Below are 13,100 nucleotides of genomic sequence, written 5' to 3' on the forward strand. Positions count from 1 at the left end.
TTCATTCGATTGCAATTAATTGTGACGCTTCGATCATTCAACGGTCACGCTCTTGGCAAGGTTACGCGGTTGATCCACATCGGTGCCTTTCAGGACCGCCACATGATAGCTCAGAAGTTGCAGTGGCAAGGTATAGAGTAGCGGTGCCAGCGCTTCGTGAACATTCGGTAGCTCCAAAACGTGAATATCGTCTTGGGAGTTAATCCCTACCTTTTGATCGGCAAATACGAATAGCTTTCCCCCACGGGCGCGTACTTCTTGGAGATTGGATTTTAGCTTTTCCAGCAGGTCATCGTTGGGGGCTACCGAGATGACCGGCATCTCGCTATCCACCAGCGCCAGCGGGCCGTGTTTGAGCTCGCCGGCCGGATAGGCTTCCGCGTGGATATAGGAAATCTCCTTGAGCTTCAGCGCGCCTTCTAAAGCAATGGGGTAGTGCGCCCCACGACCCAGGAAGAGCGCGTGATGCTTCTCTGCAAATGCCTGAGAAAGCACTTCGATCTGCCGATCGAGACCCAACACCTGCTGACAGAGCGCGGGCAGTGCCTGCAGGGCGCCAATGATCTCTGGCTGCGCTGGCTGGCCCTTTGCTTTACTGACCGATAGCGTCAGCAGCATCAGCGCAATCAACTGAGTGGTAAACGCTTTGGTCGAGGCGACGCCAATTTCTGGGCCCGCGCGGGTCATCAGAGACATGTCGGACTCCCGCACCAGGGAGCTTCCGGGCACGTTGCAGATCGCCAGCGAGCCGACATAGCTCAGCGTCTTGGCAAAGCGCAGCGCCGCCAGCGTATCGGCGGTTTCTCCAGATTGGGAGAGCGTGACGAACAGTGTCCCTTCCGGCACGACTGGGTGACGGTAGCGATACTCGGAGGCCACTTCGACCTGTACCGGCACCCCGGCGTAGCGCTCCAACCAGTAACGCGCCACCAAGCCTGCATGATAGCTGGTGCCGCAGGCAATGATATGCACCTGCCGGGCTTTCTGGAACAACGCCTGGGCCTCTGGCCCAAAACTTTCGACCAGTACGCTGCTGGCGCTCAGCCGACCTTCCAGAGCGGCTTCGATAACCTTGGGCTGCTCGAAAATTTCCTTGAGCATGTAGTGACGATACTCGCCCTTGCTGGCCGCGCCGTCGCCATGCTCGAAGGTATGCACCGGGCGCTCGGCCGTATCGCCTTGCCGATCGACGATGCGAAGGGCACCGCCCTCACGCAGCTCGACTACATCGCCCTCTTCCAGATAGATAAAGCGATCGGTCACCTGTAAAAGCGCCAGCGGGTCAGAGGCTAAAAAGGCTTCGTCGATCCCGACACCCACGACTAGCGGGCTTCCTTGGCGCGCGCCCACCACCACATTGGGTTCGGTCACGCTCATCACGCCCAGTGCGTAAGCACCGCCAAGACCATGCACGATCTCCTGCGTCGCCTCGAACAGCGTTTTGCCCGCAGCGAGTGTTTCCGCCAGCAGGTGGGCGATCACTTCGGTATCGGTTTCCGAAGTGAACGTGTAACCGCTGCCTTGCAGCGTCTCTTTAATCTGCTCGTAGTTTTCGATGATGCCGTTATGAACCACGGCAACGGTATCGCTGCTGTGATGCGGATGCGCATTGGCCTCGGAGGGTTTACCGTGCGTGGCCCAGCGAGTGTGCGCAATACCGCTACTGCCCGGTAACGCCGCAATATCCAATCGTTCGGCCAGTGCCGAGACCTTACCCAAGGCACGGTGCCGCGTTAAGGCACCGTCGTTCAGCACCGTCATGCCAGAGGAGTCATAACCGCGATACTCCAGACGTTTGAGTCCTTCCAGCAAAATTCCCTGCACATTGCGCTGTGCAACCGCTGCGACGATGCCACACATAACTCTTTCTCCTAGGGCGTTTGCACGCCGTATTATTCAACGTGTCGATGCACTTATTTAGTCGTTTTCACCGGGCGCGGCCAGTCGGGCTTCTCTAGCTGTCGGCTGCGGGTCACGGCCAGGGCGTGCTCGGCGACGTCTTTGGCAATCGTGGATCCCGCGCCGACGGTGGCCCCTTTGCCCACCGTGACGGGTGCCACCAGCGCGGTATTGGAACCGATGAAGGCATTATCGCCAATCTCGGTGCGGTGCTTGTTTACGCCGTCGTAATTGCAGGTGATGGTGCCCGCGCCCACGTTCACATCGCGCCCCAGACGAGCATCCCCCACATAACTCAAATGATTGATTTTGCTTCCTTCACCCACGTCAGCGTTTTTGGTTTCGACAAAATTACCGACCTTGGCTTTGACCGCCAAGCGGGTTCCGGGGCGCAGCCGCGCGTAGGGTCCCACCTGATTAAGGCCCGCCGCCACGGTCGTATCGACCACGCTGTGGCTGTGAATCTCGCTTTCCGCGCCGATGGTGCTGTTCTTGATGACGCAGTAGGGCCCAACCCGCACGCCTTCGCCAAGTTCGACGTTCCCTTCGAACACGCAGCCTACGTCGATGAAGACATCGTGGCCGCAGGTGAGCTTACCGCGCACGTCGATGCGTGCGGGGTCGGCCAAGGCAACGCCTTGAGCCATCAGCGTCTCCGCCGTTTGCTGCTGGTAGGCACGCTCTAGACGGGCCATTTGCACGCGATTATTGACCCCTTCCACCTCTGTGGCAGCGTGTGGCTGTGCGGTGGCGACCTTGATGCCCTCACTGGCCGCCATGGCGATCACGTCGGTCAGGTAGTACTCTCCCTGGGCATTCTCTGCCGAGAGTTGGGGCAGCCAACGCTTCAGTTGAGCGCTGGTCATGGCCATGATGCCGGTGTTGCACTCGTTAATCGCCAGCTGCTCCTCATTGGCATCTTTCTGCTCGACGATCGCCACGGCGTGGCCCTCGACATCGCGCACGATACGCCCATAGCCACTGGGGTCTTCCAGCGTGACGGTGAGCAGGCCCATGTGCTGCTCATCCACCTTAGCCAGCAGGTCGGCCAACGTATCGCGACGAATCAGCGGTACGTCGCCATACAGTACCAACACGATACCGCTGCCCAACTGAGGCTGCGCCTGAGCCACCGCATGTCCGGTGCCTTTTTGCTCTTCCTGCAGTGCAAACGAGACATCATACTCCGCCAACGCGTCGCGAAGTTGGTCAGCACCATGGCCAATCACCACGTGGGTACGACTCGGATTCAGGCCACTGGCCGTTGCCAGTACGTGCTCTACCATGGGCTTACCCGCTAGCGTGTGCAGTACTTTGGGCAACTGAGAGCGCATCCGTGTGCCTTTACCTGCGGCTAAGATGACGATATCGAGGTCGTGCATGTCATTCACCTGTTTGCATTTGGCGATTCGCTGAGGAGGCCGTCCAGGGCTCGATGCCCAGTTCATCGATCAGCGCATCACCGAAATAGTTGACGAAGGCGGGGCTCGCCAAGCTACGCCAACGCTCCCCCTCACGTACTAACATCAAAATATTGAGGTTGTTTTCGACGGCCAGCTGCATACCCTGCTCGCTCCCCACGACGGTGAGCGCCGTGGCCCAAGCATCGGCCCAGGCATTGGAGGGGTGGAACACCGATACCGACGCTAGCTGATGCTTGATGGGCTGACCGGTTCGCGGATCCAGAAGATGAGAGAAGCGCTCGCCATCGACTTCAAAGTAGTTGCGATAATCGCCCGACGTGGCCACTGACATCCCCTCCAGCGCCAACACGTGCTGCGCTTCCGGCACGCCGCTTTGCGGCACTTCAATGCCGACACGCCAAGGCGTTTGATCTTCGATGTCCCGGTAACCGCGGGCAATCAGCCCGCCACCGATATTGACCAGGTAATTATCGATGCCCTGCTGATCCAGATACGCCGCCACGCGGTCGGTGGCGTGGCCTTTGGCGACGCCGGAGAGATCGGCAAAGACATCACGCAGGCGACGTGCTTGCATGCGCTGGGTATCGACTTCCACCGCATCGAAACCAATGGTGGCCATACGCTCGCTGAGTTCGGCATCGCTGGGCACCTCTTCGGGACGTGCCTCGGGCCCAAAGCTCCATAGATTCACCACATCGCCAATGGTGATATCGAAGGCCCCTTCGCTTGCTTCCGACACCGAACGGCTAATCGCCAGCACTTCGATCAGCTCGTTGGAGAGCGGCTGCCACTCCCCAAGCGGCGCTTCGTTAAAAGCGACCAGCTCGGAGTCGTCGCGGTAGGTCGACATGGCGTGGTCCACGTCTTCCATCTCGGCTAGGATGCCCTCTTCCAATGCGTTCGCGTCGCCCTGGGTGAGTGGGTCGACCAGAGTCATTTGATAATACGTACCAAAAATACCGCCCTCGAAGCGCACCGGAGACTCCAGTGGCCGATCACTTTCCGAACAGCCTGCCAATAGCGTGCCGAGCAGTGCCACGACGCCCAGTCGCCTACACGCGGTTTGATAGCCCTTCATCCGATGTCCTTCATTGAACGCGCGGGTTAGAAATGAAAAAACCAGAGTAGCCAGGCACCAAACAGCACGCGGTATACCACGAACGGCTGCATCCCCAGCTTTTTGATTACGACGAGAAAGTAGTGAATACACACGAAGGCGCTGATACCCGATAAAAGCGCCCCTATTAGCATAGCGGGTACGTCGATCGAGTGAGGCGCTTTGAAGAGATTCACCGCTTCGAGGCCACCGGCGAGCACGATGACGGGAATCGAGAGCAAGAACGAGAAGCGCGCGGCGCCTTCTCGATTCATGCCAACCATCAGCGCCGCGGTCATCGTGATCCCCGAGCGCGACGTACCGGGGATCAGCGCTAATACCTGAGCGCCGCCGATGATCAGCACGTCTTTTAGCGTCAACTGATACTCGCTGCGGATACCACGCTTTTTCCAGTCGGCGTAGCCTAGCAGTAAGCCAAAGCCGATCAGGCTAAGGCCGATGATCAGCGTCGAGCGCATGTAGCCTGCGATCAGGTCATGGAGAAGAAAGCCGACGATGCACACCGGCAAGGTGGCCACGACCACCCAAAACGCCAGACGCGCATCCTCATTGACGCCTTTGCCTCTTACCGCCGTGAGGCTGCTAGCGATCATTTGCCAAATTTCCTGGCGAAAATAGAGGACGACGGCGCTCAAGCTACCCAAGTGGAGTGCCACATCGAACGCGAGACCTTGGTCTTCCCAGGTGGTGAGCACCGGCACCAAAATCAGATGAGCGGAGCTGGAAATCGGAAGAAATTCAGTGAGCCCCTGCACCACCGCCAATACTACCACTTGGAGCCAATCCATAGGTCGTCCTGTCTATGTTCTGTGTTGCGTTATGAAATGAGGTCGTCTCACCTGCAGCGGCGCTTAGGATACACATCCCAACTTTCATTGTCCGCACCGGTAACGCCTGAGAATGCACAAGAGGGTATAGAGCTTGCCCGGCGGTAAGCTACAATGGGCATCTAATGGAAGTGTGCGTCCCTGCAGGTACCTCATGACTCAGACCGTAGAAACGCCAGTGGTTCCCAACCACGAGCTAGATAGCCAAGAAGCCAAGCGCGTGACCTATATCGGCGCTTGGCTAGACGGTTTCCTGAGCGTCATTAAAGTCGCTGTGGGCTTTTTGGTCGGTTCGGCAGCCCTCATTGCCGATGGTATCCATTCGCTCTCCGACCTCGTGACCGATGGGTTCGTGCTGGCAGCCATTCACTATGGCCGCCAAGAGCCCGATAACGACCACCACTACGGCCATGGCCGGATCGAAACCCTGACCACGCTGCTGCTCGGTAGCGTGCTGATTTTCGTGGCCGGGGGTATTGCCTGGTCGAGCCTGGATCGCCTGTTCAGCGGCACGGAGGTCAATGCCCCTGGCCTGATCGCCATTGCCATTACCGTTTTGGCCCTGCTTAGCAAAGAGTGGATCTTCCGCTACACCATGCGAGTAGCAAAGCGGGTGAAATCCAAATTGCTGGAAGCCAACGCTTGGCACTCGCGCAGCGATGCCCTGTCGACCGCCGTGGTACTGGTGGCACTGGTAGGCGCTCAGTTTGGTCTGGGTTGGCTAGACGCCATCGCCGCGATCATCGTCGGGCTGCTGGTGGGTAAGGTGGGCTGGGATTTATTGTGGGAGTCCGCACGCGAGCTGGTGGATACCGCGCTGCCCGAAGATATTCAGCAGCAGATGCACGACGTCGCCTGCAGCGTGCCGGGGGTGGATAGTGTTCACGACCTGCGCACTCGCCAGTCTGCCGGGTGGGTGATGGTGGATCTGCACGTGGTGGTCGGGCCGAAGATCACCGTGTCGGAAGCCCATGAAATCGGCAACGAAGTGAGCCGTCGCCTGCGCCATGAATTCCCACTGCTGACCGACGTCATCTTCCACGTCGACCCAGAAGATGACGCTGGTGAAGGCGACCCGAGCCGCCTACCCGGCCTGCCGCTGCGTCCAGAAGTGGAAGCGGCGCTGAACGAGCGATGGTACCGCCACCCGGTGTGGCGCACGCTGAATGACCTACAGCTTCACTACTTGGACGATAAGGTCTCGGTGTCGCTGATCATTGGCGACGCCGTTCACCAGCCGCCTCAGTGTTTGGCGAGCCAGCTCAAGGCGCTCGCCAGCGACATCGAGTGGCTGGGTCATGTGGAGGTCATGTTCATCACCCGGGCGGCCAGCAGCGCCATGCGCTAGGCTACCCTAACCCAGATCAGACGCCGGCAAGTATGGCCGTTGCAATACTGAAGTAAATCAGTACGCCGGTGGCGTCGATCAGCGTGGTCACCAGCGGAGCCGAGGCCGTCGCGGGGTCTACTTTGAAGCGCTCCAAAACGAACGGCAAGCACATGTCGATCAAGCTGCCAAACAGCACGATGGTCACCATGCTGAGCGCCACGATGATGGCCACCGCTTCCCCGCCACGAAAAATCCCAATGGGGGCGACGGCAATGGCCATGGTCAAACCCAATGAACCGGCCACCAACAGCTCACGCCCAAGCATCTTGCTCCAATCCTTCACACCTACGTCGCCGGTGGCCATGCCGCGCACCATCAGCGTGGCGGCCTGCGCACCGGCATTACCGCCGCTACCGATCAGCAGCGGTAAGAAAAATACCAGCGCCACCTGAGCAGCAATGGTCTCCTCGAAATAAGCGATGCCCGCCCCCGAAAAAAGGTTGGCAAAGACCAGCAAGACCAGCCAAAACACGCGTTTGCGGTAAAGACTCCACAGCGGTACCCGGCTCACGCCATCCTCTAGCTGACCGATGGACATCCCTTTGTGGATATCTTCGGTGGCTTCCGACTCAGCGACGTCCATGGCATCGTCGTGGGTGACGATCCCTACCATACGCCCATCGGCATCGATCACCGGCAGCGCCAGCAAATCGTAGCGGGCCACGATACGCGCCACCTCCTCCTGCGCTTTGTCCACGGGCGTGTTGATGACGTCTTTAATCATGATGTCGTCGACCACTGCCCCAGGACGCGCGACCATGAGTTGACGCAGCGACATGGTGCCGATCAGATGGCCGTCGCTGTCCAACACATAGAGCTGGTAGACCGTTTCCGCATCGGGCGCGGTTTGGCGCACGCGCATCATTGCTTGTGACACCGTCATGCCACTGGCTATGGCAACATAGTCAGAGGTCATGATGGCGCCGGCAGTGCCCTCTTCATAGCTCGCCAAGCGCTTGAGATCCTCGCGCTCCTGGTGCGCCATACGACGCAACAGCGCTTCGCGACGGTCTTCCCCAAGCCGGTTGAACAAATCCGCCCGCTCATCGGAGCCCATCTCTTCGAGCAGCTTGAGCACCTGGGTATCGGACAGTTCACCTACGACCTCGAGCTGGCTCTCTTTGGGTAGATAGCCCAACACATTGGCGGCTCGTTCGGTGGAGAGAATGTCCAACACCGTCAAAGCGGCGCTTAACTCTTCATCTTCTTCGATAAGCTCTTCGAGCACTTCGCCGATGTCAGCCGAGCGGATTTCGGCGAGGCGTTCCGCCAATTGCGACTTACTGGGATCTTCCTTGACCAGCTCATCGAGCAGCTCGGTCTTCAACGCCTGTAAGGCTTCTTCGTTTAGCGCCATCGCTCGCTCCTGAGACGTTCAACTCTGGGATGACTCACCCGCATATTAACAGACAAAAAAAACGCCCCTTAAACCCTGAATCGGGTTTAAGGGGCGTTTGATTACGCAGAGCGTCTAACTAGCCTTTACCCGCCTTTTTACGCAGCTGCTGAATCGTTCGCAGCTGAGCAACGGCTTCGGCAAGTTCAGCGGCAGCACGGGTATAATCCAGCTCCGCTGACTTCTCGTTAAAGGCTTTCAGCGCCTGCTGACGCGCTTCCTCGGCAGCGGCCTCGTCGAGGTCGCTGGCACGCGCCGCAGCGTCTGCCAGGATCGTCACGACATCTGGCTGGACTTCCATGAAGCCGCCAGAGACAAAGAAGTTTTCTTCCTTGCCATCATCGTGGATCACGCGGATCGGGCCCGGCTGAAGCTCGGTCAGCAGCGGGGCGTGCCCCGGCAAAATGCCGAGGTCACCCATAATCCCGGAAGCAATCACCTGCTCAACCTTACCTGAGAAGATGGATGCTTCTGCGCTGACGATATTGCAAGTGAAGCTATTCGCCATAGCGAATCCCCCTAATGGACGGGATTACTTCTTCATCTGGTTGGCTTTTTCGACAGCTTCGTCGATGGAGCCGACCATGTAGAAGGCCTGTTCCGGCAGATCGTCGTAGTCACCCGCGAGGATGCCCTGGAAGCCACGAATGGTGTCTTTCAGCGACACGTACTTACCGGGCGAGCCCGTGAAGACCTCGGCCACGAAGAACGGCTGCGACAGGAAGCGCTGGATCTTACGCGCACGGGCAACGGCCAGCTTGTCTTCGTCAGACAGCTCGTCCATACCCAGAATCGCGATGATGTCCTTCAGTTCCTTGTAACGCTGCAGAACGTTCTGAACGCCACGTGCTACGTCGTAGTGCTCTTCACCGACAACCAGCGGATCCAGCTGACGCGAGGTGGAGTCCAGCGGGTCGATCGCGGGGTAGATACCCAGCTCAGCGATGGAACGCGCCAGTACCACGGTCGCATCCAGGTGCGAGAAGGTGGTGGCTGGCGATGGGTCGGTCAAGTCATCCGCCGGGACGTAAACGGCCTGTACGGAAGTGATAGAGCCCGTTTTGGTCGAGGTGATACGTTCCTGCAGAACGCCCATCTCTTCGGCCAGCGTCGGCTGGTAACCTACCGCAGACGGCATACGACCCAGCAGGGCGGATACTTCGGTACCGGCCAGGGTGTAACGGTAGATGTTGTCGACGAACAGCAGAACGTCGCGGCCTTCATCACGGAATTTCTCCGCAATGGTCAAACCGGTCAGCGCCACGCGAAGACGGTTACCGGGCGGCTCGTTCATCTGACCGTAGACCAGCGCTACCTTGTCGATAACGTTGGATTCGGTCATTTCGTGATAGAAGTCGTTACCCTCACGCGTACGTTCACCGACACCAGCGAATACAGAGTAGCCGCTGTGCTCGGTGGCGATGTTGCGGATAAGCTCCATCATGTTAACGGTTTTACCAACACCCGCACCGCCGAACAGACCGACCTTACCGCCTTTCGCGAAGGGGCAGACCAGATCGATGACCTTGATACCGGTCTCGAGCAGCTCGTTAGACGCTGCCTGATCGGCATAGCTCGGCGCTTTTCGGTGGATCGGCATACGCTCTTGCTCACCGATCTCACCTGCTTCGTCGATCGGCTCGCCGAGTACGTTCATGATGCGACCCAGCGTTTCCTTACCGACCGGTACGGAAATCGCGGCACCTGTGTTGGTTACGTCCAAGCCACGTTTCAAGCCCTCGGTGGAGCCCATGGCAATGGCGCGTACTACGCCGTCGCCCAGCTGCTGCTGGACTTCGAGGATGGTCTCAACGTTGGAGACCTTCAGCGCGTCGTAGACCTTGGGCACAGAGTCCCGCGGAAACTCTACGTCAATCACCGCGCCGATGATTTGTACGATACGTCCGCTCATCTTGGTTCCTCTCAAAAACCTGCAAATGAAACCTGTTTGCCGGGAGCCACCTTAGCGATGGCAGGCTCCCTTGGCGTTATACGGCTGAAGCGCCGCCGACGATCTCGGAAATTTCCTGGGTGATGGCGGCCTGACGGGCCTTGTTGTACACCATCTCCAGATCGTCGATCAGGTTGCCCGCGTTATCAGTGGCACTCTTCATAGCGATCATTCGGGCGGCCTGTTCGCACGCACCGTTTTCGACTACCGCCTGATACACCTGCGATTCGATGAATCGAACCAACAGGCTGTCTAGCAACGCCTTGGCATCCGGTTCATACAGGTAGTCCCAGCTTCCGGGACGGGCGTTTTCTTCGTCATGCTTAGCGTCAGCGCCCATGTCAGGCGACAGCGGAAGAAGCTGACGCACGACGGGCCGCTGGGTCATGGTGTTGACGAACTCGTTATACACCACGTACAGACGATCCAGGCGTCCTTCGTCATACGCTTCGAGCATGACCTTGACACTACCGATCAGACCCTCGACGGTCGGTGCTTCCCCTAGTCCGCTCTTGGCCGCAATCAAGTTGCCACCGTAGTTGCGGAAGAAAGCACCGGCTTTCGAACCGAGGGCACAGAAGTCCAGCTCAGCGCCTTGCTGTTTCCAGGCAACGGCGTCTTTCACCACTGCCTTGAACAGGTTGACGTTCAAGCCGCCACACAGGCCACGATCGGTGGAGACCACAATGTAACCAACACGCTTTACCTCGTTACGCTCGACCATATAGTCGTGCTTGTACTCGGGGTTCGCGTCGGCAATGTGGCCTACCACGTTACGAATCTGCTTGGCGTACGGCTGGCCAGCCTTCATCAGATCTTGCGCTTTACGCATTTTCGATGCAGCCACCATTTCCATGGCGCTGGTAATCTTCTGCGTATTTTTAATGCTCCCGATCTGGGTGCGTATCTCTTTTGCAGCTGCCATAGCGATCTACCTTTCGTTCGTGGCTCTCAGAAAGCATGCAAGCCCGCCCGTAGGCGGGCCGGACATTACCAGCTCTGAGTCGCCTTGAACTTCTCGAGACCTGACTTCAAGCCGTCCTGAATCTCACCGTTGTAGTCGCCGGTCTGGTTGATCTTATCGAGCAGCTCGCTGTGCTCGGACTTCATGTAGTCGTGCAGGGCACGTTCGAAGTCCAGCACCTTGTCGACGCTCACATCGTCCAGGTGACCTTCGTTAGCGGCGTACAGAGACAGCGCCATTTCCGCCACTGACATCGGCGAGTACTGCTTCTGCTTCATCAGTTCGGTCACGCGTTGGCCGTGCTCGAGCTGCTTACGCGTGGCCTCGTCAAGGTCAGAGGCAAACTGCGAGAACGCCGCCAGTTCACGATACTGAGCCAGGGCCAGACGCACACCGCCACCCAGCTTCTTGATGATCTTGGTCTGCGCAGCACCACCGACACGAGAAACCGAGAGACCTGCGTTGATCGCCGGACGAATACCGGAGTTGAACAGGTTGGTTTCCAGGAAGATCTGACCATCGGTGATAGAGATAACGTTGGTCGGAACGAACGCCGATACGTCACCACCCTGTGTTTCGATGATCGGCAGTGCGGTCAAGGAACCGGTTTTGCCCTTCACTTCGCCGTTGGTGAACTTCTCGACGTAGTCGGCGTTGACGCGAGCGGCACGCTCCAACAGACGCGAGTGGAGATAGAACACGTCACCCGGGTAAGCTTCACGGCCCGGCGGACGACGCAGCAGCAGCGATACCTGGCGGTAGGCAACGGCCTGCTTGGAAAGATCGTCATACACGATCAGTGCGTCTTCACCGCGGTCACGGAAGTACTCGCCCATGGTGCAGCCAGAGTAAGCGGCCAAGAACTGCATCGGTGCCGGGTCGGCAGCGCCCGCGGCCACGACGATGGTGTGATCCATCGCGCCGTGCTCTTCTAACTTGCGCACCACGTTGGCAATGGTCGACTGCTTCTGACCGATGGCGACGTAGACACAGGTCACGCCTTTGCCTTTCTGGTTGATGATCGCATCGATGGCAATGGCGGATTTACCGATCTGACGGTCACCGATGATCAACTCACGCTGACCACGACCGATCGGTACCATGGCGTCGATGGATTTCAGACCGGTTTGGATCGGCTCGTCAACGGACTGACGGGTAATAACGCCAGGCGCCACTTTTTCGACCGCGTCAGTCTGTTTGGCGTTGATGTCGCCTTTGCCGTCGATGGGGTTACCCAGCGCATCGACCACACGACCCACCAGCTCGGGGCCTACCGGCACTTCCAGAATGCGACCGGTACACTGGGCGGTCATGCCTTCTTCGAGCTGCAGGTAGTCACCCAGGACAACGGCACCCACGGAGTCACGCTCCAGGTTGAGTACCATGCCGAAGATGCTGTTGGGGAATTCGATCATTTCACCGAACATCGCGTCTTCGAGGCCGTGAATTTTCACGATACCGTCGGAAACGCTGACGATGGTGCCCTGATTACGGGCTTCGGATGCGACGTCAAGCTTCTCGATTCGCTGCTTGATGATGTCGCTGATCTCGGAAGGATTCAGTTGCTGCATGCCATGTCCCTCAGACTCAAGCGGTCAGCGCTTCGGAAAGTCGGTTCAATCGACCACGCACCGAACCGTCAATGACGGTATCGCCGGCACGCAGGATGACACCGCCAATCAGCGCCTTGTCCACCTGAGTAGTAATGGAGATTTCGCGATTCAGACGTTTCTTGAGCGCGTTTGCTAGCTTGGTCTGCTGTTGGCTGTCCAGCTCGTAGGCGGACGTGACCAATACCTCGACTCGCTGCTCATGATCGGCACGCAGGTGCTCGAACTGTTCAGCGATGAAAGGCAGAGCCAACAGACGACCTTGGTCGGCCAGGGTATCCAGAAAGCGCGACACGTCGGTGCTCTGCTCCGGCAACATATCAGCGAGCAGAGCGACCTTTTTGTCGTTCTCGAGCTTTGGACTGCCCAGCAGGCGACGTACATCGCTGTTGGCAACCGCTGCGCTTAAAAAACCCAGCGCTTTGGACCAGCTATCAAGCGCCTCATGATCACGCGCGTATTCAAACGCCGCCTTAGCGTAAGGACGAGCGACGGTCAATAATTCCGCCATGGGTCACCTCC

General features: G+C 58.4%; 11 protein-coding genes. 1 reads left to right on the top strand and 10 read right to left on the bottom strand.

The window, feature by feature from the left end; genetic code table 11:
* Positions 1-33 precede the first annotated feature (33 nt).
* Genes glmS through MHM85_RS14800 form a run of 4 tightly spaced genes read right to left on the bottom strand, consistent with a single transcriptional unit; the run spans position 34 to position 5,228 of the window.
* On the bottom strand, positions 34-1,860 hold the full coding sequence (glmS, locus tag MHM85_RS14785) for a glutamine--fructose-6-phosphate transaminase (isomerizing) (protein ID WP_219862307.1): 1,827 nt from the start codon (positions 1,858-1,860) through the stop codon (positions 34-36).
* Between the two features lie 53 nt (positions 1,861-1,913).
* Complete coding sequence (gene glmU, locus MHM85_RS14790) at positions 1,914-3,281, bottom strand: bifunctional UDP-N-acetylglucosamine diphosphorylase/glucosamine-1-phosphate N-acetyltransferase GlmU (RefSeq protein ID WP_219862309.1); 1,368 nt, start codon at positions 3,279-3,281, stop codon at positions 1,914-1,916.
* Between the two features lies 1 nt (position 3,282).
* Complete coding sequence (locus tag MHM85_RS14795; protein ID WP_139526151.1) at positions 3,283-4,401, bottom strand: FAD:protein FMN transferase; 1,119 nt, start codon at positions 4,399-4,401, stop codon at positions 3,283-3,285.
* Positions 4,402-4,427: 26 nt separating this feature from the next.
* Complete coding sequence (locus tag MHM85_RS14800; protein WP_058577339.1) at positions 4,428-5,228, bottom strand: undecaprenyl-diphosphate phosphatase; 801 nt, start codon at positions 5,226-5,228, stop codon at positions 4,428-4,430.
* A 193-nt stretch (positions 5,229-5,421) separates the two neighbouring features.
* On the opposite strand from MHM85_RS14800, the gene MHM85_RS14805 reads away from it, so the two are divergent.
* A complete protein-coding gene (locus MHM85_RS14805; RefSeq protein WP_058577338.1) occupies positions 5,422-6,615 on the top strand; it encodes a cation diffusion facilitator family transporter in 1,194 nt (397 codons plus the stop codon).
* A gap of 16 nt (positions 6,616-6,631) precedes the next feature.
* Here the strand turns inward: MHM85_RS14805 and mgtE are convergent, their stop codons facing one another.
* The 6 genes from mgtE to MHM85_RS14835 all read right to left on the bottom strand — a co-directional run bounded on the left by mgtE (position 6,632) and on the right by MHM85_RS14835 (position 13,089).
* A complete protein-coding gene (gene mgtE, locus MHM85_RS14810) occupies positions 6,632-8,014 on the bottom strand; it encodes a magnesium transporter (protein WP_239286358.1) in 1,383 nt (460 codons plus the stop codon).
* Between the two features lie 118 nt (positions 8,015-8,132).
* Positions 8,133-8,561, bottom strand: coding sequence for a F0F1 ATP synthase subunit epsilon (locus MHM85_RS14815; protein WP_044628606.1), 429 nt, complete (start codon positions 8,559-8,561; stop codon positions 8,133-8,135).
* A 24-nt stretch (positions 8,562-8,585) separates the two neighbouring features.
* Positions 8,586-9,965: a F0F1 ATP synthase subunit beta gene (gene atpD / locus MHM85_RS14820; RefSeq protein WP_058577336.1), complete on the bottom strand. Its 1,380-nt coding sequence runs from the start codon at positions 9,963-9,965 to the stop codon at positions 8,586-8,588.
* A gap of 76 nt (positions 9,966-10,041) precedes the next feature.
* Positions 10,042-10,929 (bottom strand): F0F1 ATP synthase subunit gamma, encoded by an 888-nt coding sequence (gene atpG / locus MHM85_RS14825; protein WP_058577335.1) that lies wholly within the window; start codon positions 10,927-10,929, stop codon positions 10,042-10,044.
* A 65-nt stretch (positions 10,930-10,994) separates the two neighbouring features.
* Complete coding sequence (atpA, locus tag MHM85_RS14830; protein WP_058577334.1) at positions 10,995-12,539, bottom strand: F0F1 ATP synthase subunit alpha; 1,545 nt, start codon at positions 12,537-12,539, stop codon at positions 10,995-10,997.
* Between the two features lie 16 nt (positions 12,540-12,555).
* Positions 12,556-13,089, bottom strand: a complete 534-nt coding sequence (locus MHM85_RS14835; protein ID WP_153843636.1) for a F0F1 ATP synthase subunit delta — start codon at positions 13,087-13,089, stop codon at positions 12,556-12,558.
* Between the last annotated feature and the right edge of the window lie 11 nt (positions 13,090-13,100).

The organism is Halomonas sp. McD50-4 (assembly GCF_022348135.1).
GTDB lineage: Bacteria > Pseudomonadota > Gammaproteobacteria > Pseudomonadales > Halomonadaceae > Vreelandella > Vreelandella piezotolerans.